20 protein-coding genes are annotated in these 20,478 nt (G+C 56.5%); 9 read left to right on the forward strand and 11 right to left on the reverse strand.

The annotated features are described in order from the left end of the window. Positions 1-123: 123 nt before the first annotated feature. The 3 genes from R0J87_RS12135 to R0J87_RS12145 all read right to left on the reverse strand — a co-directional run bounded on the left by R0J87_RS12135 (position 124) and on the right by R0J87_RS12145 (position 2,263). Positions 124-303, reverse strand: a complete 180-nt coding sequence (locus R0J87_RS12135) for a PLDc N-terminal domain-containing protein (RefSeq protein ID WP_311065361.1) — start codon at positions 301-303, stop codon at positions 124-126. A gap of 71 nt (positions 304-374) precedes the next feature. Then, positions 375-890, reverse strand: a complete 516-nt coding sequence (locus tag R0J87_RS12140) for a retropepsin-like aspartic protease family protein (protein ID WP_404463957.1) — start codon at positions 888-890, stop codon at positions 375-377. A gap of 26 nt (positions 891-916) precedes the next feature. Next, positions 917-2,263 (reverse strand): MFS transporter, encoded by a 1,347-nt coding sequence (locus R0J87_RS12145; RefSeq protein WP_498886379.1) that lies wholly within the window; start codon positions 2,261-2,263, stop codon positions 917-919. Between the two features lie 143 nt (positions 2,264-2,406). On the opposite strand from R0J87_RS12145, the gene R0J87_RS12150 reads away from it, so the two are divergent. Genes R0J87_RS12150 through R0J87_RS12160 form a run of 3 tightly spaced genes read left to right on the forward strand, consistent with a single transcriptional unit; the run spans position 2,407 to position 5,211 of the window. Continuing rightward, complete coding sequence (locus R0J87_RS12150) at positions 2,407-3,195, forward strand: substrate-binding periplasmic protein (RefSeq protein ID WP_498886381.1); 789 nt, start codon at positions 2,407-2,409, stop codon at positions 3,193-3,195. Beyond that, positions 3,188-3,925 (forward strand): substrate-binding periplasmic protein, encoded by a 738-nt coding sequence (locus R0J87_RS12155; RefSeq protein WP_498886383.1) that lies wholly within the window; start codon positions 3,188-3,190, stop codon positions 3,923-3,925. Before R0J87_RS12150 ends, R0J87_RS12155 begins: the two co-directional genes overlap by 8 nt. Next, the gene (locus R0J87_RS12160; RefSeq protein ID WP_498886385.1) at positions 3,922-5,211 is read left to right on the forward strand and encodes a GGDEF domain-containing protein; all 1,290 of its coding nucleotides are present in this window, start codon (positions 3,922-3,924) and stop codon (positions 5,209-5,211) included. The genes R0J87_RS12155 and R0J87_RS12160 overlap by 4 nt, the downstream gene beginning before the upstream one ends. A 34-nt stretch (positions 5,212-5,245) precedes the next feature. Here the strand turns inward: R0J87_RS12160 and R0J87_RS12165 are convergent, their stop codons facing one another. Continuing rightward, positions 5,246-5,392 (reverse strand): hypothetical protein, encoded by a 147-nt coding sequence (locus tag R0J87_RS12165; protein WP_311065367.1) that lies wholly within the window; start codon positions 5,390-5,392, stop codon positions 5,246-5,248. Between the two features lie 44 nt (positions 5,393-5,436). Continuing rightward, positions 5,437-7,062, reverse strand: a complete 1,626-nt coding sequence (locus R0J87_RS12170; RefSeq protein ID WP_498886388.1) for a BCCT family transporter — start codon at positions 7,060-7,062, stop codon at positions 5,437-5,439. 241 nt (positions 7,063-7,303) lie between these two features. On the opposite strand from R0J87_RS12170, the gene R0J87_RS12175 reads away from it, so the two are divergent. Beyond that, a complete protein-coding gene (locus tag R0J87_RS12175) occupies positions 7,304-7,657 on the forward strand; it encodes a hypothetical protein (RefSeq protein WP_498886390.1) in 354 nt (117 codons plus the stop codon). Here the strand turns inward: R0J87_RS12175 and R0J87_RS12180 are convergent. The 6 genes from R0J87_RS12180 to trmB form a co-directional block, all read right to left on the reverse strand. Further along, positions 7,654-8,547, reverse strand: a complete 894-nt coding sequence (locus R0J87_RS12180; RefSeq protein WP_498886392.1) for an AEC family transporter — start codon at positions 8,545-8,547, stop codon at positions 7,654-7,656. The genes R0J87_RS12175 and R0J87_RS12180 overlap by 4 nt on opposite strands. Before the next feature lie 160 nt (positions 8,548-8,707). Further along, positions 8,708-11,698, reverse strand: a complete 2,991-nt coding sequence (gene glnE / locus R0J87_RS12185) for a bifunctional [glutamate--ammonia ligase]-adenylyl-L-tyrosine phosphorylase/[glutamate--ammonia-ligase] adenylyltransferase (RefSeq protein ID WP_498886393.1) — start codon at positions 11,696-11,698, stop codon at positions 8,708-8,710. A 53-nt stretch (positions 11,699-11,751) separates the two neighbouring features. After that, entirely contained in the window at positions 11,752-12,123 is a 372-nt protein-coding gene (locus tag R0J87_RS12190) for a diacylglycerol kinase (protein WP_404343466.1), read from the reverse strand. A gap of 26 nt (positions 12,124-12,149) precedes the next feature. Continuing rightward, positions 12,150-13,631 (reverse strand): D-alanyl-D-alanine carboxypeptidase/D-alanyl-D-alanine endopeptidase, encoded by a 1,482-nt coding sequence (gene dacB, locus R0J87_RS12195; protein ID WP_498886395.1) that lies wholly within the window; start codon positions 13,629-13,631, stop codon positions 12,150-12,152. A gap of 11 nt (positions 13,632-13,642) precedes the next feature. Further along, entirely contained in the window at positions 13,643-13,972 is a 330-nt protein-coding gene (locus tag R0J87_RS12200) for a DMT family transporter (RefSeq protein WP_498886397.1), read from the reverse strand. After that, positions 13,969-14,634 carry a tRNA (guanine(46)-N(7))-methyltransferase TrmB gene (gene trmB, locus R0J87_RS12205; RefSeq protein ID WP_498886398.1) on the reverse strand — a complete coding sequence of 222 codons (666 nt, stop codon included), beginning with the start codon at positions 14,632-14,634 and terminating at the stop codon, positions 13,969-13,971. The genes R0J87_RS12200 and trmB overlap by 4 nt, the downstream gene beginning before the upstream one ends. 220 nt (positions 14,635-14,854) lie before the next feature. Between trmB and R0J87_RS12210 the strand changes: the two genes are divergently transcribed. The 5 genes from R0J87_RS12210 (at position 14,855) to R0J87_RS12230 (ending at position 20,400) form a co-directional block, all read left to right on the forward strand. Beyond that, positions 14,855-16,738 (forward strand): beta-ketoacyl synthase, encoded by a 1,884-nt coding sequence (locus R0J87_RS12210; protein ID WP_498886562.1) that lies wholly within the window; start codon positions 14,855-14,857, stop codon positions 16,736-16,738. Continuing rightward, a complete protein-coding gene (coaD, locus tag R0J87_RS12215) occupies positions 16,735-17,229 on the forward strand; it encodes a pantetheine-phosphate adenylyltransferase (RefSeq protein ID WP_404343474.1) in 495 nt (164 codons plus the stop codon). The genes R0J87_RS12210 and coaD overlap by 4 nt, the downstream gene beginning before the upstream one ends. Before the next feature lie 71 nt (positions 17,230-17,300). After that, positions 17,301-17,549 carry a YfhL family 4Fe-4S dicluster ferredoxin gene (locus R0J87_RS12220; RefSeq protein WP_039182874.1) on the forward strand — a complete coding sequence of 83 codons (249 nt, stop codon included), beginning with the start codon at positions 17,301-17,303 and terminating at the stop codon, positions 17,547-17,549. A gap of 50 nt (positions 17,550-17,599) precedes the next feature. Next, positions 17,600-18,916: an MATE family efflux transporter gene (locus R0J87_RS12225; RefSeq protein ID WP_498886401.1), complete on the forward strand. Its 1,317-nt coding sequence runs from the start codon at positions 17,600-17,602 to the stop codon at positions 18,914-18,916. 173 nt (positions 18,917-19,089) lie between these two features. Next, complete coding sequence (locus R0J87_RS12230; protein ID WP_404343479.1) at positions 19,090-20,400, forward strand: short-chain fatty acid transporter; 1,311 nt, start codon at positions 19,090-19,092, stop codon at positions 20,398-20,400. The last annotated feature ends 78 nt before the right edge of the window (positions 20,401-20,478 follow it).

Consider the following 20,478-nt stretch of genomic DNA (forward strand, 5'->3'; position numbering starts at 1 on the left):
TCCGGTATCAGAGAGTCACTGATACCGGAATATCGCATTGTCAGTTCATTGATGAAACTCTTAACTGACTGGCATTAGGCCATAGGGCCTGCCTTTTTTGTACGCGTACCGCCGTTAGTCTAGCTACCCTTTGGGTCCAAATAAGAACCAAGCGATCAGACCCACCAGGGGAAATACCAGTAGCGCGAGAATCCATAGTAACTTAGCCAGCCCGCTGGCCGAGCTTTTGGCGACTTTAACAATGGCCCATACCACAATTACAAGCCAAATAAGCCCCAGTAAACCGCCGACTTCAATACCCATTGTCACTCCTTGCGTTTTAGCATCCATGAGCCTTTAGCTAAGCACATGACTGCTATGCGCACAAGTTGGCCTTACGGTTCGTGCAGGCGTAGCACCATTTCTCCACCGCGAATTTCAATCGCGAGCTGGTTTAAAAAGCTCATGCCCAGCAGCACGGTATCGCGCTCCATGCCGGGACTAATCGAGCCTTGCACATTGCGCATGGTTATCCCACCCAACACCACTTCATCAAGCTGCGTTAGGTTGCCCTCAACACGCCCGTTAGCCGTGTTAAACCACGCGCTGCGACCAGGCTCAAGGCGCAACCTTTTGGCAAGTTCACTCGGCACCGCCACATAGGTGGCACCGGTATCTAGTAAAAACGTAACCGGCTCGCCGTTGATTTGGCCTGGCGCCTCAAAATGCCCCGCCCGGTTGCGCTTCAGAGACACGGGGCCATTATCGGGTGAAGTGTTCATGATATTGACGTTGGGATGAAATATATCGTCCAGCCCACCCTGTATCCACCATGTCCCGACCGCCATCAAGAGCACCCAAAACAGCAGCATCATCACAATGCTGCCGCGCTGTGACCTGTGTGTCACCATCGCTCACCTCATGCCATTAAGACGCATTAAGAGCTTTTCCAGGCGATGGCCGCCTCGCGACCACGGCGCTCATTGACACCTACACAAATCACCATCGCTGCGATAAATAGTCCAACACATAAAAGAATAGACGCTTGGAGACCAATCAGCGTTTGCAATACACCCAGCATCACAATGCCCAACACACCCGCCAGCTTGTTCGCCAATCCCCAGAAGCCGAAAAACTCTGCCGACTTCTCTAATGGCGAGAACACACCCACCAGCGCGCGACTGGCTGATTGGCTAGAGCCTAAACTCAGGCCCGCTAAACAGCCGACCACTAAAAACAGGTGTTGTGCCTGCCACTGCCATCCAAACTGCTGATTGAGCCACGCGGTTAACTCAGGCGTTGCCCAAATCGCGATAATCGCCGCCACCCACAGTGCCAGCGTCATTTGATAGGTGTGCTTGGCCCCCAGCTTATCTTGTAAAAAACCGAACCCAATGGCTCCAGCAGCTGCCGTGACCTGGACAATAATAAACATAATATTGCGTACACTCTCATCCCAACCAATGACCTGAGCCCCGTAGATAAAAGCAAAGGCAATAATGATGTAAACGCCTGCCATGGAAAACAGCAGCGACACTAAGAAGATGCTTAAATCTTTGAAGTAGCGAAGCTCTTTAAAAGTCCCCAGCAACCGCTGTTGAGCAATATGACGATAGGAAACGCCTGTAGGTTTAGCCACTCCGCGCTCTTTTAGCCACAAAAAAGTGGGAATGGCGGCTACTAGAAAGAAGCCTGCTGCAAAGGGGCCAACCCAGCGAATACGCTCAAAATTGTCCGCCGTGGCCTCTCCTAGCACGATCAGCGTGAACCCAGCCGCCACCAGGCCACCGATGTAACCCAGCGCCCAGCCAAAACCAGAAATTTTGCCCAGCGCATCCGGCGGGCCAAGCTCTGGCAAAAAGGCGGCAATAAATGACTCTCCCATGGAGTAGGCATAGTTGGAGAGCACAATAAGCAGCAGGCCAAGCACCACATAGCCAGGTTCGACAAAATAGAGCATGGCGGTGGTCGCCACAGTTGCCGTATAGCTAAACAGCAGAAAGCGCTTTTTCTCAGCGCGATAATCCATAATGGCGCCACACAAAGGCGCACTCACTACCACCATTAAATAGCTGATCGCTAAGGCTAAGCTCCATAAAAAGTTCGCTAAGCGGTAACTATCGTTACGCTCACCGACAATCACCGTGGTAAATAGCTCACCAAATACCACGGTAATTATGAGCAGCGTGTAGGCTTGATTGGCAAAATCAAACATTGCCCAACCGAAAATTTCTCGCCGCGTGGCATAGGTAGTGGCGGTGGGCGTAGCAGTTGCAGACGGCATATCAGCACTCGCTTAAAAAGAGTCGTAAGATTATCTGTCAACAATGCCACACGGCTATGGACAGCGTTAACAGAATAGAGGTGACAGAAACACAAAGTTACTCTAACTTTGCTAGATTAAATTAATAACAGGGACGCAGTTAGATGGCGCATGGCAACGTTATAAAAAAGCGTTTACTCGCCACCCTTTCACTTTTGTTAGGGTGCGCATGGATCGCCTCTCCTCTCTCTGCAGATACTCCCACTGCATCATTAGCGTCGCTTACGTTTATTACTGAAGAGTATCCGCCCTACAATTATTTAGAGGGTGACCGCTTAGCGGGCACGTCTGTCGACCTTTTGCAGGCCATGCTGGCCCACACCGATACGCCCCTCGATAGAGACAATATACGCTATTACCCCTGGGTGCGTGGCTATGAACTCGCTCTTCACCGGCCGAATACAGTGCTCTTTTCAACCACGCGTACGCCTAACAGAGAGCCGAGGTTTCATTGGATAGGCCCTATCGCCAGAGACCAAGTCGTACTGCTGGCGCGACAAGGTGCGAACATCCAAGTTGCGTCGTTAGAAGATGCGATCGATCAGGGCTTAAGCGTGGCGGTGATCCGCGAAGACATTGGTGCCCAAACGCTGATAGAAGCCGGCTACCCTGAGTCACTGGTACGCCCAGCCATCGACAATCGCAGCGCACTGCACATGCTGCTTAATCAACGGGTCGACCTATGGGCCTATAGCGCTGACGTTGCCACCTGGATTGCCAAACAGGAAGGGTATCCCGGTGAGATGGTGGTGCCGCTCTACACACTCAGCGAATCTTATCTATACTTTGCACTCAACCCTGATACAGACCCGCAGCTTGTGGCCCAGCTGCAGCAAGCCTTTGAACGCGTGAGATCCCTTTCAGTGGCCATACAGGCAGGTAGCGATGGTTAAACAGCCGCTCACCCAACCAAAGCCTTACTGGCTCCTTGTGGCGCTAAGCATATTAATGGTTAGCCAGCCCAGCACGTCCGTTCGTGCACAAACCCCGGCACTGACGATTAATACCGAAGAGTACCCTCCGTTTAATTATCAAAACGCGCAGGGAGTTGTGGACGGCGTTGCGACCCAGCAGTTGCGTAACGCGCTGCACCATGCCGGTATTGAGGCTAACTTTCGGATCCTGCCTTGGGCACGTGCCTACACTGAGGCTAAGCTGCGAGATCATCACTGTGTCTACTCCACCACCCGAACGGCTGAAAGAGAGCAGCAGTTTCATTGGGTGGGGCCGCTGGTGATTAACGAGTGGTCGGCCTTTGGCCTCGTCGAACGGCAGTTGGATGTGTCACAGCTCAGCGAGTTGCACGAGTGGCGGGTAGGCAGCTTCCGTGAAGACGCCGTGGGGGACTACGTCACCCGTCAAGGCATTAACATTTTACGCGCGCCCACCGAGCGAGAAAACATGGCCCGTTTGGCGGCAGGACTGCTGGATGTGATTGTGACAGGCAGAGCCACGGGGGAGTACCTTGCGCAGGAACAAGCGCTCGCTATTGAGCACTTATTCACCTTTCATTACGCGCCGCTTTACCTTGCCTGCCACCCTAGCGTTGAGCGCACCGTCATTGAGCAGCTTCAGCGCCATCTTGATGCTCCGCCGATAACTCAGCAGGAGCAATCGCCTTGAGCACCGTTAAGCCTTCTTTCAAGCCCTCTATCAAACCCTATCTCGCCAGTGGCCGTTTGACACTCAAACAAGCCTTACTGACGCTACTCATCGCCATTGTCATTAGCTTGGTGGCGGGAAGCATTGAGCTCCTCGGACATGCCAGCAGCATGCGTGAAGACGTTCAGAAGCGCACCTTACAACAGTTAGCAATTGTGAATGGCGCAGCCGCCGAAGCGGCGTTTCAGCTTAATCCTGATTTAGCCCATCAAATCGCCTTTGGCTTATTTAGCAATAACGAAATATCCCAGGTGGCTATCCGGGACGACTTTGGACGTACCCTGGCAGAGTTCTATCCCACACGTCCTATGCCCTCTAGCTGGCTCAGCCAACAGCTCTTTGGGGATATTGTTGATCACGAAATGCCGTTGCGCTATTACATGGGCAGTGAAGCCCCAGAAACTACGGTGGGTGAAATAGCCCTCTCGCTGGATACGGTGTACCTCACCCGAGAGTTTTTAGCCCTAGGTTACGCCATCGTAGCCAGAAGCGTTTTGGAAGCCTTTTTACTCAGCGGCCTAGTCATTGCGCTGTTTCATATTTTTATTACTCGCCCACTGTTAAAAGTGCACGCCGCCATTACCCAAACAGACCCCACGCGGCCTGGCCAGTGGCCTAAGCCCACTCTTAAAGGGCATCACGATGATGAATTGGGTCATCTGGTAGAGAGCTTGGATCACCTGCTGAATGCATTCCAGTCAGGCTTAGAGCAGCGTGACCACCTGCATCAGCTTTCTCAGTATGACGGTTTAACCGGCGTGGCAAACCGTCGTCACTTCGATATGTTTATGGCTCAGCAGTGGCAGTGGGCAAACCGGGCCAAGCGACCGCTATCGGTGATTTTTATTGATATCGATAACTTTAAAGAGTTTAACGACCACTATGGCCATGCCATGGGCGACGACACGCTGCGTGCAGTCGCTTCTGCGCTAAATCAGTGTATTGATGCCAGCCGTGACCTTCTGGCTCGTTACGGCGGCGAAGAGTTTATCTGCGTACTGCCCGGTAAAGACGAAGCTGAAGCAGTGCGTATTGCACACTGCCTGCGCCAATCAGTGCTCTCTCTTGCCATACCTCATGCCTACTCCAGTACCCACTCACACCTGACGGCGAGTATGGGCGTGGCGACCATGTCCTCTTCCCAACCATTAAGCGCGGATGACCTGCTTAGCCAAGCTGACCAACAGCTTTATTTAGCCAAGCGACGCGGACGCAACCGCATTGAGATACACGAACGCCCGGCGTAGCCAGGCGTTCGTGAAGGCATCAATAGGCGCTGCGTTACAGCAACCAGTGAGCAATAACTGCTGATACGCCCACTACCATCGCGGTTACGACGGCAACGGTGACCACCCGATCTAACCAGCGGTCGAAGGCAACCCCTTTAGGCTGCCGACGCGTTGCCCCGTGACGTCCCTGTCGAGCCATTAGCACGCTGTTTCCATAGGTGCTTCCTCTACTGAAGCCGTTGTTTAGCTATTAATGCGCCGGTTAACCACGCTGGGCGCACGGCGCAGACGCTCTTCTTCCCCTAACTGCTCTGCCTCAAAGGCGTCGGCACCCACAGGGGTTTCGCCGTGGCGACGGTAAAGCTGGGTCAGCATCGCTTTGCGATCCGCGCGCAGTTCACGCACCAGCACAATCACCATCATATACAGAATAAAGGTAAACGGCAGCGCTGACAGCACGGCTGCGGATTGCAGCCCAGAGAGGCCGCCAGCCACAATCAGTGTCAGGCAAATCGCGGCAATCAGTACGCCCCACACCACGCGCTTATAAAGCGGCGGATTGATGGAACCATTATCGGTCATTTGCGCCACGATGTACGAAGCAGAATCAGCTGACGTCACCAAAAAAATGAAAATCAGCATCATCGCAACCACCGACAGCACGCCTGAGAACGGCATTAAATCAAACATCTCAAACAGCGCGACGGTAATATTGGCTTCGGTGGCCGCCGCAAGACCGACGTCGGTGCCGTTCAGCTCAAGATTCAGCGCCGCACCGCCAAACACGCCGATCCATAGACATGCCAGCAACGGCGGTACAAACAGCACCCCAAAGACGTACTCTTTAATCGTACGGCCGCGAGAAACACGCGCCACAAAGGTACCTACAAACGGAGACCAGGCAATGACCCACGCCCAGTAAAAAATTGTCCAACTGCTAGCCCATTGGTTATCGCTATAGGGTGAAATGCGCAGGCTCATGCCAATAAAGTTTTGCAGATAGTCGCCTATGCCCAGCGTAATCGTTTCCAAAATAGCAATGGTCGGGCCGGTGACCAGTACATACAGCATTAAGCCAATACACAGCACCATATTTAAGTTAGACAAGCGCTTAATGCCTTTATCCAATCCAGACCATGTAGACGCCATATAGGCACAGAACATCACAAATAGAATGACAAACTGCCAAAACCCATTCTCCGGCAAGCCAAATACCGCGTTAAGACCGCCATTCATTTGTAATACGCCAAGCCCTAGCGACGTCGCCACCCCCATCACGGTTGCCACCACGGCAAATACGTCCAACCAAGAGGCATAAGGACGTATACGGGGATGCTTAGCCGTCACCGAAGAGAGCACGGAAGACACCAAGCCCGCCTGCCCCTTACGGAACTGGAAGTAAGCAATAATCAGCCCCACCACGGAGAATGCCGCCCACTGGTGAATGCCCCAGTTAAAGTAGCTGTACTGAATAGCATAGCGAGCAGCGGCTTCGCTTTCAGCCGGCACATCGCCGTAAGGCGGGTTAATGTAGTGCGTCATGGGCTCTGCCATGCCGTAAAACACTAGGCCAACACCAAAGCCTGCGGCCAATAGCATGCTGATCCATGAGAAAAAGCTGTAGCTGGGTGTACTGTCCTGGGGCCCCAGACGCACTTTGCCGTATTTACTAAGCGCAAGGCCAATTAGAAATACGACAAAGCCAAATACCGAGAAGAGATAGAACCAGCCAAATAGCTCGGTAACCGTTGTGAGAGCGGCTTCAGCAGCATTACCAAACCCAACGGGAAACGCAGCCCCCACAATCACTAAGCCGAAAATAATCACTGCCGATGCGATAAACACCGACTTCCCTCCATGATTCGTCATAGCACCACCCTGGTTAATGAAAATACTGGTTAATAAATGCGTGGATGTTATAAAAACACGGCACTTTATTTTAGTGCGCCCACTTAAATCCTAACATCCGAGGCTAGCAATCGCATGTTAAGGGCTTAATACAGCAGAATTAGCGCCAACTGATATATTCGTTTTAACGCTCAAAAAAGAAGCAGTGAACTTGCATGCTTCGCTATGTTCCAATGGGTGCAAATGAACGATGGAGGCTTTCATGCCGCATATGAATCGCGATCAACGTAATGCCGCTTGGCAGGCTGCCAACCAGTGGCGCGCCAGAGCTGCACAAACGCAGCCTAACGGGCTAATGGGCAGCTTAAAACTGCTGTTGACGTGGCTAGCGTTTGGCGCACTAATGATTGTTGGCGTTGTGCTGGGGCTATTTTTCCTGCTGATTGGCTGGGCGATGATGCCGTTTGTTCGCCATAAGATGAAAAAGCGTATGGAACAGATGCGCGCTGATCACGCTCAAGATATTGGCGGCGGTTACGCTGGCGAGCAGCCTTCTAGACAGCACGATGCCCTGGAAGGTAGCTACGAAGTCAAAGACGAACCCCGCCGCCACTAAGGCGGCGGCTGGATCCAGGCAAAGGCGGCGGCAAGCGTTAGCGGCATGACAATCAAACTGCCTAAATTGCCAATCAGCACCAACGAAGCGACCTTGTGCGGAGCTAGCTTGTACTGCTCCGCCACTAGGTAGTTCAACACCGCTGGCGGCAGTGCCGCAAACACTAGCAGCACAGCGGTTTGCAGCGGGTTAAGCGGCAGTAGCCACATAAGCGGGAGCGCAATGACTAGCCCCGATAGCGGGCAGAGCACAGCCCCCAAAAGTCCCGTTCGCCAATCGCTAAAGTCAATCTCCAGCAGGCGCACGCCCAGCGCAAAGAGCATTAGCGGGATACACACACCGCCTAACATATGCATGGCTTCTAGCAGCCAGCCGGGAAGTGCCACGCCCCCCACGTTGACCAACAGCCCCGCAACGCTGGCGGCCACAATCGGCATACGCAGCATCCGCCACAGCGAGGTGCGCGGGTCTAACATATAGAGCCCCACCGAGAAGTGCAGCAGCATCTCGACGATAAACACCACCACCGCAGCGGGAAGCGCTTCCTGCCCAAAGGCCAGCACCAGCAGCGGCACGCCCATATTGCCAGAATTATTGAACATCATTGGCGGCAAGAAGACTTTGCTATCCAGCGAAAGCCACTTCACCACCGGCCACAGCACTAACCCCGACCCCAGCACCACCGCGGCAGCCGCAGTGGCAAGCCACGCGTACTCCGCCAACGGCGCTTGGCGGTCAGCCAGCACCGCAAACACCAGTAGCGGAACAAACAGCTCCATATTGAGGGTGTTTAAACTGCGAATATCGGGAGTGCGGTAGCGCCCATAGGCGGCACCGCTACCCGCAATCAAAAACACCGGCAGCAGTGTCGCTAAAATTTGCCCAATCATCAGCGGGCTACCTCAATGGGCAGCCGCATGGGGGTTTGGGTGTGCATTCCTTCGTCCTTATTGTTATTTGTGTCACGAGCGTTATAGGCGCCGCGAGCATCTATTCATTGTTAACAGGCTAGCTTTTATCGATGCTACTGAAAAATGCTCTGCACGCCAATCAGGGCTCTAGAAAACGTTGCCACAGGGAGGTGACCACTCGTCGATGCGCAGCAAATTCGCTGACCAGCCCCAGCGCCTTTTCACCGGTTAATGCGGCCCGATGGGTACGGCTACGATAGGCCAGATACGCCTCGCGCAACTGCTCAGCTTCCGCTGAGGTGATGTGGCCGCTCTCTGCTAAGGTCTCCAGAATGCGAATATTATCGCTATAGGTGATCAGCGCGGGCGTTTGATGGGAGAGCGCGAGCACCGCGTACTGGCAAAGAAACTCGATATCCACCATGCCGCCAGCATCGTGCTTCAAGCTAAACGTGGCGTCTGTGCTGGCATTTTCGCTATCGCCCCGCTCAGACTTGGCGCCCTCGCCTTTCGTGCCCAAGTGATCACGCATTTTATGGCGCATGCTCACCACATCATCACGCAGCGCCTGCGGGTCGCGCTCGCGGCGTAAAATCGAGCCACGCAGCTCGTCAAACTTATCAGCCAGCGCCTCACTGCCCGCCACCACTCTGGCCCGCACCAGCGCCTGATGCTCCCAGGTCCAGGCGTTTTGATGCTGATATTCGGCAAACGCGTCCAGCGACGTGACGAGCAGCCCCGCATTCCCTGATGGACGAAGGCGCATGTCCACTTCATAAAGACTGCCCGCCGGGGTTACCGCGGTCAGCAGATGAATGATGCGCTGGCCCAGGCGAGTGAAAAACACCGGCGTATCCAAAGGCCGGGGGCCATCGGTACTGCCTTTACCGTCGTTATCGTGCAGGAACACCAGATCGAGATCAGAGCCGTAGCCCAGCTCAATGCCGCCCAGCTTGCCGTAACCAATAATCAAAAAGGCAGCTTCGCGGTTATTACACCCCGCAGGCGCGCCGTGCTTGCGGGTGACATGTTTCCACGCCATCGCCAGCACCGCGTCTAAAATAACTTCCGCGATATAGGTTAAGTAATCGCTTACTTTCATAAGATGACGCGTACCGGCCACATCTGAGGCGGCCACGTGCAGCATCTGCGCATGCTTGAACACCCGCAGTGCTTCTAGCTGCGCTTCTTCATCATCCTCAGGCAAACGGTTGAGCGTTTGGCGCAGCTCGTCGGCAAGGCGCGATTTATCGGCAGGCGTGTAGAGCGTATCAGGGGTAAGCAGCTCATCCAGCAGGATGGGGTAGCGTGCCAACTGCTCGGCAATCCAAGGGCTCGCCGAACATAGGCGCATCAAGTGTTCAAGGGTATGCGGATTTTCGCGCAGCAGCGCCAGATAGGCCGTGCGTCGTAGCACCGCCTCGATCAACGGCTGCACCCGAGCCAGAGCCGTATCCGGCGTATCGCTCTGCGCCACGGCAGCCAGTAACAGCGGCATCAGTGCATCCAAGCGCTCAAAACCAATACGCTGCATGCTCTGCACGGCGCGCGAGTGGTAAAGGCTTTTCAAGCGTTTGAGCGCTTTTTCCGATTCGTTAAAGCCCGCTTCGCTGAGAAGGGCCTGCGCCTCATCCTCTTCGAGCTCACCGCGCCACAAAAGCCGCCACTGGGAGAGGCTGGCGTCGCTTTGCTCTTCATCGGCCTCTTCTTCAGGGTCCGCGATCACCGCATCAAAATGCTGGCGCACCCGCTCGCGGACTTCATCTAGCTGGGCGATAAGCCCAGGCCAATCCTCGTGCCCCATGGCGAAAGCAACGCGCTCGCGGTTCTCATCGTCGTTGGGCAGCATCTGAGTTTGGCGATCTTCCAGCGCCTGAAGGGCATGCTCCACATCGCGTAGGAAGGCGTAATCTGGCAGTAGCTCGTCCACCACGGTTTGGGGCAGCAGCCCAAGCTCCGGCAAGCGCTTGAGCGCTGTTTGCAACGAGGTGACCTGCAGCTCAGTATCGCGCCCGCCACGAATCAGCTGAAACGCTTGCACCACGAACTCCACTTCGCGAATGCCCCCCGGCCCCAGCTTGATGTTGCTTTGCATGCCTTTACGCTTCACTTCGCGATTAATCATCGCCTTCAGCTCGCGCAGCGACTCAATGGCCCCGAAATCCAAATAGCGGCGATATACAAACGGCCGCAGGCTGGCCAGCAGCTCTTGGCCCGCGTCGATATCTCCCGCCACCGGGCGCGCCTTCAGCATGGCGTAGCGTTCCCACTCACGGCCTTGGTCTTGATAGTAGCTGGAGAGCATCGAAAAGCTGCCCACCAGCGGGCCGCCGTCACCCAGCGGGCGCAAACGCATATCCACGCGGAATACAAAACCATCCGCCGTCATGGCATCAAGGGCGGCGATCAGGCGTTGGCCAAGCTTGGTGAAGTACTCTTGATGCTCTAGCGGTTTGCGGCCGCCTTCGGTCTCACCCTTTTCAGGGAAGGCAAAAATCAGATCGATATCCGACGAGAGGTTGAGCTCCCCCGCGCCCAACTTACCCATTCCCAGTACCACCAGCCGCTGAGGCTCACCATCACTGCGAGCGGCGGGCGTCCCCCAGCGGGTTGCGTAAAAACGCTCCAGCCAGCCAAGCGCCGCTTCGGTGCACACTTCAGCCAGCCAAGAGACCGAGCGGGCGGTGTCCCACATGGTGGCACCGTCGGGGCGATTTAGATCGCGCCAAACAATGCCCAGCATGCGCGCTCGGCGAAAGCGACGCAGTGCGCGGTGTAGCGCGTCTTCGTCCTCGGCGCTCGCTAGGGCGTCGTCTAACCACTGAGTCAGCGCCTCTTTGCTGGGGGCGCTATCCAACTCCCCTGCCGCGTCCAGCTCGGCCAGCCAGTGGGGAAAGCGCGCCAGCGTATCAAGGGCGAAGGTGGAAATCGTTACCACCCGGGCCAGCGCTTCCTGACGGTTCGAGGAGAGTGCCTCCCAACCGCTGGAGGGCAGCGGCTGCTTGGTCATTGAGGCGATGTTATCCGCTTGGCTCAAGGCCTCGCCCAGACGCTGCTGGGCCTGGGCGGCAGCCGGTGCGAGCGCTTTGGGTAGCGTGGCCGTAGGGAATAACGCATCGTGGGTCTGCATAAGCACCTCTTTGCCAAGCGGTTGTTATGATTATTACCGACATTCTGGGCCAACTAGCCCATCCATTTTTCCCAGCCTAACAGCCCCCAGGTCAGGCCCGCCATCATCAGCGACAGCATCACCGCCGCCGAGCCAATGTCCTTAGCACGCCCAGATAGCTCGTGGTGTTCGGTGCCAATACGGTCGACCACGTTTTCAATCGCGCTGTTTAGTAGTTCGACGATCAGCACTAAAAACAGGCTGCCGACCAGCAGCAGCCAGCTTACTGGGCCTTCGCCGATCCACCAGGCAAACGGCAGCAGCACGGCGGTAATCGCCAGTTCCTGACGAAAGGCCGACTCATTGCGAAACGCCGCCTTCAGGCCTTTCCAGGAGTAGCGTGTGGAGTGCAGTAAATGGGTTAACCCCGTGTGACGTGGCTTCATGCCCGTTGCCTCACCTAAGCGTTTAATTAATTAGCTAAAATCATTGCATCTAGATCTAACGACAGCGGGTCAAGCACCTCAGGCCAGCTTAGGTAGGGCGTGCTGCCGCTACCGTTCACTAACACGCTAAACACCCCCCAGCGCCCTTGGGCCGTGCGGAAATAGCCCGCCGCTGCACGCACGGCAAACGGCTGGTTGAGCGTGCCGGTTTTCAGCATGACGTTATTTTGGAACGTGGGCGAGCCGCGACGGATAAAGCGCATCACGCCGTTGGCGGGCGACTGGAAAGAGGCCACAAAGCTTGGAAATAGCGCGCTTTGGCGGAACATATCCTCCAGCATCACGTTAACGCCATGGGCTGAGGTGCGGTTATCGGTGGTTAAACCGCTGCCACTATGCAGCGCCACAGGGCCATGCCCTGGCAGGCTCTGTACATACGCTTCAATCGCCTGACCCGACTGGCGCAGCTGTGCTTGGGGCGTTTCCACCAAATTCAGCGCCAGCACATCGGCCATATAGTTGTTGGAGTAATTCATCGTGCGTAACAGCAATTCCTGCAGCGGCTGACTATCCACGGCGGCAAGACGCTGGGCGCTGCTTGGTGGCTGAGTAGAGCTAACCCGCCAGGGGTCGCGCACGCTCACTCCTGCCTGATTGAGCATACTCAGCAGCACCTGGGCGGTTTTTTCAGCCGCATCTCCGGCACCGCGGTAAACATCCCGCGCCGCTGCATTGGTAGAGATTTGCCCCGTCAAACGCATCACATCGCCACGCTCATCGGTGATTCGCTCGGCGCTAATTTCCGTGCCACTGTTCGCCGGGCGCGTTACCACCTGATTATCAATCACGATCAACGGTGCCTGGCTATCGCACAGACCCACTCGCGCAGGTTCACCGGGGGTCGCGGCAGGCGCTACGTTGACACACCACGTACCAAAATTGACGCCTGCCGAGGTTAGCGGCGCGCTGTAGGCATTGGTGACTCGGGTACGCGCGTTGCAGCGATCAGTGGTGATGCACTCTACTGGGCCAAAGCGCCACTGGCTGACCACAAGCGCACCGTCGACGTGCGTCACTCCGGCAAGCTGCAGGCGCTGGACGAGCCGCCATAAGTCTTCCGTAGTGAGCCCAGGGTCGCCGCCACCCTCAAAGACCAAATCACCGCGCAGAACGCCATTATCCACCGCACCGGCACTGACAAACTGGCTGGTAAAGCGATGCTGTGGGCCAAAACGATTCAGCAGTGCAGCGGCCATATAGGCTTTCGTCACTGAAGCAGGTGAGAGCTGACGCTCTGGGCTGAGACTGCCCAGCAGCGGATTGCTGCCGCTATCGGCATCTAACAGGCGCGCTTCAGCGCTAATGGCAAAGCCCTTGGCCTCTAACTGGCTTAGGCGGCTGAAGTCTGCCCATAGTGCTGAACTGGCACACAGCGCAGCCGCTGCCACGCCTGCCACCACGCTGCTACGCAGCCATTGGGTAGATAAAGTACGAAAAAAACACGTCACAGTGGGCTACCTCAATGCACATTCATTTTAGAAAAGACCTGGAGAGTGACCACACCGGCCACAATCAGGCTAATACCGAGTACGGCAGGCAGGTCGGGCTTTTCGCCAAACACGATAATGCCCACCAGTGTGACCAGCACAATACCTAAGCCCGCCCAAATGGCGTAGGTAATGCCCACCGGCAGCGTACGTAACACCAGGCTGAGCAGATAGAACGCCACCCCATAGCCACCTACTACCAAGATGCTAGGCAGGGGACGAGTAAAGCCCGCCGAGGCTTTTAGGGCGCTGGTGGCAATCACTTCCGCGACGATAGCGAAAATCAGATAAACAAACGTCATGAACGCTCCAGGTCAATGCATAACCGCCATAATGCCTGACCACTCTGGTCGTATTTGGCTTCAAACGGTGTCAGGTAGTCAGCGTTGGGTGTTACCTGAGTGATGCTCGCCTGTTGGCCGTTCACTACCGCCACGGCTTGGGCAAACTCTTCCACATACAGCTTCCAGTTCGAGCGCAGCTCTAGCCGCCCGCCAAGCGCTAACAGTGTGGGGAAAACGGGATGCCCATGCCAGCGCATTTTCAGGTGTGCCGCTTTAGGGTACGGGTTGGGATAGAGAAGGTAGTGACGCTCAGGGGCCCAGCCAGCATCCAGCGCTAGCCGCCAAAAATCCACCAAGTCAGCGCGTACCAACAGCGCGTTATCGGGCAACTCACCGTGCGCCCGCCCCAGCCGATCCTCGCTGCGATCAACCCCCACTACTTTATGCTGGGGGAACTGTAACGCTAACCGGCGGGTCGATAGCCCGACCCCGCAGCCCGCATCGAGAATTAGCGGTGCCGGACGCTGCTGGCACCATGCATCGGCATGTTCAAATGCTTGGCGCGTATGGTCGGCAATCGGTTTACGCAGCGGATGCGCTAAGGCACGCGCGACCCGGCGCGCCACATCATGATGCGGTCCAGGCTGATTGGACGTCACTGGCCGTGAGGTGTACTGCATGCCATCCCCTGCATTAAAAAAGCGTGATTCTACCAGTCTCCCGCGTGCGCGGCATGACGCCGTTGCACGCCCGGTGCTATGATCACGCCAGAGTATTTTATGAAACTGAACATTAAGCTCAGATCGGCCATGTGTTTCAGGGCGATCTGACAATAACTGTTATTAAAAACCACCGCACCACGAGGAACCCGGCTTGTCACACTTACCGGTGATTGTCGGCATGGGCGGCATCAATCCCGCCGGCAGAACCTCGGGCCATCAGGCCTTCCGCCGCACCGTGCTTGATGCTCTTCCAGCTGACCAGCAGCGCCAAACCCTGGGGGGGCTGGCCGCGCTTATGCGCCTTGCCGAGCACTCCGATAACGGATGGCACGACAGTGCAGGGCAGCCCATTGACGACCCTGCCCAGAGGCTGCGCGATCAGGTGCTTAACCACACCTTAATCCGCCGCAATGAAGACCCACGTTTTCTAGCACCGGGCATGCCCGCCAATCGCCGAGCCGACCTCGCTTTGGCCGAGCCGCTGTGCGTGACGCTTCGCCGTCGTCAATTGCCAGAGCAGTTGCCGGATGGCTGGCAGGTCCGCGAGATAGATGCCCGTGAGGTTGAAGTCACGATTCCTGCGGGCACGTTTGACGTGCTGCTGCCGGATGCCCAAGAACCCAAAGTACGCGCCGCCGCGCAGCTGCCTTCTGGCTTTGACCCAGCAAGCCTATACCGCAGCGTGCACCACCCGCGCGGGCTATCCATGGCGGTTTTTGGTGCTAGCGACTGTTTAGGTGCCAGCGGCCTCTCCTGGGAAACTCTGCGCCAGCAGCTCAACCCTGACCATATTGCCGTTTACGCAGGTAACTCAATTGGCCAGCTAGACGACCAAGGCTGGGGCGGGCTGCTAAAAAGTTTGGTCAGTGGCCAGCGCGCCACGTCTAAACAGATGCCGCTGGGCTATGGCCAAATGCCTGCCGACTTCCTCAACGCCTATGTACTAGGCAGCGTGGGCGGCACCGGCGCGGCACTGGGTGCCTGCGCCAGCTTCTTATATAACCTGCGCCTGGGGATCGACGATATCCGCGCTGGCCGTCGCCGCGTAGTGATGGTGGGCACAGCCGATGCGCCGATCACGCCCGAGATTATCGAAGGCTTTCGCGCTATGGGCGCGCTGGCAGACGATGCCAGCCTAAAAGCCCTGGATGCGCTAGAGCTGCTCACCGATGCCGATTACCAGCGAGCCTGTCGCCCCTTCGCCCGTAACTGCGGCTTCACGATGGCAGAGGCTAGCCAGTTCGTATTACTGATGGATGACAGCTTGGCGCTGGAGCTAGGAGCTGACATCTTAGGGTCGGTGCCAGAGGTGTTCGTTAACGCCGACGGCTACAAGCGCTCTATTTCGGCACCTGGCATCGGTAACTACATTACGCTGGGCAAGGCAGCCGCTTTCGTGAAAGACATGCTAGGAGAAACTGCCTTAAAACAGCGCACCTTTTTGCATGCTCACGGCACCAGCACGCCTAAGAACCGCACAACGGAATCCCACGTATTCGACGAAATTGCACGTGCCAACGGCATCGAGCAGTGGCCTGTGGTGGCTATTAAAGCGTTTATCGGCCACTCGCAAGGCTCGGCGGCGGGCGACCAGTTGGCCAGCGCCTTAGGCAGTTTTGCCCACGGCCTGCTGCCCGGTATCCCGACGCTAGACGCAGTGGCTGACGATGTCTACGCCGACCGGCTACGCTTCTTCACCACGCCCCAGACGTTTAGCGCCGATGCGGCGTTTATTAATGCCAAAGGCTTTGGCGGCAATAACGCCACCGGCGTAGTGCTCTCGCCAGACGTTACCGAGCGGCTGCTTACCAAGCGCCATGGCAGTGCGGCTATCGATGCATGGAAAGCGCGCCGGGAGAGCGTGCGCGCTAACGCCGCCGCTTATCTAGCCCAAGCAGACCATGGCCATTACGCACCTCGCTATCAGTTTGGCGAAGCCGTACTGGAAGGCCCAGAGCTTGAGATTCACGCAGACCGCATTAAGATCCCCGGGTACGAGCATGCGGTTTCGCTGGCCGCCGATAATCCGTTTGGTTCGCTAGATGAGGAGACGCCGACATGAGCACCCGCCGCGAAAATATCGCCGTCTACCCAGGGACGTTCGATCCGATCACCAACGGTCATTTCGACCTGATCGAGCGCGGCGCGCGCATGTTCGACAAAGTGGTGATTGCCGTGGCGGCCAGCCCCGGCAAACGCCCAAGCCTGGATTTAGAGGAGCGAATTGCGCTGGCCCAATCGGTTTGCGCATCGCTGCCGAATGTCAGCGTGATTGGCTTCTCGACGCTGCTCACTACCATGATGCACGAACAGGGCGCGACGATTATTCTGCGCGGCCTGCGCGCGGTCTCCGACTTTGAGTACGAGCTGCAGCTGGCCAATATGAATCGCGCTCAAAATCCTGAGCTTGAGAGCGTGTTTCTTACCCCGGCAGTGGAAAACTCTTATATCTCCTCGACCATCGTGCGGGAAATTGCCAAGCTGGGTGGCGATATTTCCCCGCTGGTGCACCCGCAGGTCGCAGAGGCGCTGCGTAAGCACTACACTACCTAGCTATCGATATTGTTGAGTAAAACACTCGGGTATCTAAAACCCGAGTGACACGCCATTCGTGAGGTATGCCCATGGCCCTGATGATCACCGACGAATGCATTAACTGCGACGTCTGCGAACCGGAATGCCCCAACGACGCGATCTCTCCCGGCGAGGAGATTTACGTGATCAACCCCAATCTGTGCACCGAGTGCGTCGGCCACTTCGACGAGCCTCAGTGCCAGCAGGTGTGTCCGGTGGACTGTATTCCCCTCGACCCAGAGCGCCCCGAGACCCAAGAGCAGCTGATGGAGAAGTACCGCATCATCACTGCCGCTTAACTCGCCCACTTAAGATGTGCCTGTACGTCTGCAAGCGAAGGTTACTCTGAATGCGTATTTGGACCCTCGCTTGGCCCATCATTTTGTCAAATATCACCGTGCCCTTGCTGGGCCTGGTAGATACCGCTGTGGTCGGGCACCTGCCCGACTCCCGCTATTTAGCCGGCGTTACCCTTGGTGCCACCCTATTTAGCTTCCTTTATTGGGGCTTTGGCTTTTTGCGTATGGGCACCACAGGGCTGGTGGCCCAGGCGATAGGGCGCGAGTCGACTAGTGACGTGCGCAACTTGCTAGGCCAGTCGCTGATCATGGCAGGTGTCATCGGCACACTATTAATCGTGTTTGGCACACCGCTCATCTCGCTTGGCCTGTGGCTTCTAGATGGCAGCGTACAGGCCACGCCGCTGGCCCGCGAGTATGCCGAGATTCGCCTCTGGTCTGCCCCTGCCGTACTGGCCAATTACGCCATACTGGGCTGGTTCTTAGGGCAGCAGAATTCCCGCGTCACGTTGATGATTCTAGTGCTGACCAATAGCGTCAATATCGTGCTCGACCTATGGTTTGTGGTAGGTCTGGGGATGACCAGTAACGGCGTAGCGCTGGCCAGCGTGCTCGCCGACTACAGCGCGCTGATGTTCGGGGGCTACTTGGTGTTGCGTCAGCTGGGGCATCTTGAAGGCCACTTTCAACGCCAACGGCTGCTGGCACTCAAGGCTTACTCAGCGCTGTTCAACGTCAACGCCAACCTGTTCGTGCGTACCCTGGGGCTGCTGTTTGCCATGGCATTTTTTACGGCTCAAGGCGCCCGTCAGGGCGATACCGTGCTCGCTGCTAATGCCGTGCTGCTGCAATTTATTATGCTCACCAGCTACGCCTTGGATGGCTTTGCCCACGCGGCTGAGTCGCTGGTAGGGCGCGCCTACGGGCGTCGTGATTGGCAGGAATTTGCCGCCACGGTGCGGGCCACGGCACAGTTTTCTTTCTGGACCTCCGCCGCTGCCGCGCTGCTCTTTGCGCTGGGCGGCAACCAGCTCGTGGCGCTACTGACAGGGCTTAGCGAGGTACGCGCCACCGCCGCCAGCTATTTGCCGTGGATGGTCGTCATGCCGCTGATTGCCGTCTGGAGCTACCTGCTTGACGGCGTGTTTATCGGCACCACGGCAGTACGCGAGATGCGCAACAGTATTTTTGCAGGCCTTGCAGTCTACCTGCCAACCTGGTGGCTATGCCAAGGGCTTGGCAATCATGGCTTATGGCTGGCGTTTACGCTCTTTACTCTCACCCGCTCGGCCGTGCTGATTGGCTACTACCGCCGCTACCGTCTTACCCGCTGGCGTGACTCCCCTATCAAGACTCCTCTTCGTTAAGCAGCGTTGAACCCCGCAACGGGCATGACCTAAAAACTGCGCTAACGTAACCTTATGCATAAAAATGCACAAAAGCTAAGCGCCCTGCGCGTTGGCCGTTGAGGGGTGAAAATTGTGCCGCACCGCCGTATATTAGCCGCGCACTTCCTAATAACGAATAAAGTGAGCACTCCATGCTAAAACTCATATCAAAACCAGCGGTTAAGCTGGTCGAGCGTTATTTGCCAGACCCGTATATCTTCGTTCTATTGTTGACTCTCGTTGCCGCTGTGGCCGCCATTGCGGTGGAGCGCCAAACGCCCTTGGCTGTGCTGCGTATGTGGGGCGACGGCTTCTGGGGCTTACTGACCTTCTCGATGCAGATGCTGCTCGTGCTGGTCACCGGCTTTATGCTGGCAAGCTCGCCACCGGTAAAACGCATTCTGCAAAAAATTGCCGGCACTGCGAAGTCGCCCGGCGGCGCGATTATCCTCGTCACGCTGGTCTCTTTAGCCGCTAGCTGGATCAACTGGGGTTTTGGCCTGGTCGTCGGTGCTCTGTTCGCCAAAGAGCTGGCGCGTGTGATTAAGGTTGATTACCGCCTGCTGGTGGCCAGCGCTTACTCGGGCTTCGTGGTATGGCACGGCGGCTTGGCAGGCTCGGTGCCGCTGACGATTGCTACCGAAGGCCACTTCTCTGCCGACCAGATCGGTGTGATTGGCACTGGCTCGACTATTTTTGCCTTCTTCAACTTGGCCATAGTGGTGTGTCTGTTTATCGCCGTACCGCTGGTCAACCGTATGATGCTGCCCGATGAAAAAGACAGCGTGTACGTCGACCCCAAACTGCTCGACGACGAGCCAGAACCCGTGGGCCGTATTACTCGCCCTGCTGAAAAGCTCGAAAACAGCATGCCGCTGGCGCTGCTGGTGGGCGTGCCGGGCCTGCTGTTCCTGCTGGATCACTTCTTGCTGCGCGACGGTGGTTTGAACTTGAACGTGGTGAACTTCATGTTCCTGTTCCTGGCGATTGTGCTGCACCGCACGCCCCGTAACCTGCTCACCAGCCTGAACGAAGCCATTAAAGGCGGCGCGGGTATCGTCATTCAGTTCCCCTTCTATGCGGGCATTATGGCGATCATGGTGCAGTCGGGCCTTGCACAGAGCATGTCAGAGTGGCTGGTCTCGTTTGCAACCGCTAACTCGCTGCCGTTCTGGTCGTTTATTAGTGCCGGTATCGTGAACCTGTTTGTGCCTTCCGGTGGCGGTCAGTGGGCGGTACAGGCGCCGGTCATGCTGCCTGCTGCAGAAGCGCTGGGTGCCGATATTGCCCGCGTGGCCATGGCGGTGGCCTGGGGTGATGCCTGGACCAACCTGCTGCAGCCGTTCTGGGCACTGCCAGTGCTGGCGATTGCAGGTTTAAAAGCCAAGGACATTATGGGTTTCTGTCTCATTCAACTGTTCATCACCGGTATCATTATTTCTGTAGGCTTGGTTTGGTTCTAAGCCTCTAAGCATTACATCTACGCCCGCCCTTGCTATGTCTAGCGCTATGTCTAGCTGAGGGGCGGGCATTTTTCGCTT

The sequence above is a fragment of the Halomonas sp. SIMBA_159 genome (assembly GCF_046536035.1).
In the GTDB taxonomy this organism is placed as follows: Bacteria; Pseudomonadota; Gammaproteobacteria; order Pseudomonadales; family Halomonadaceae; genus Vreelandella; species Vreelandella venusta_A.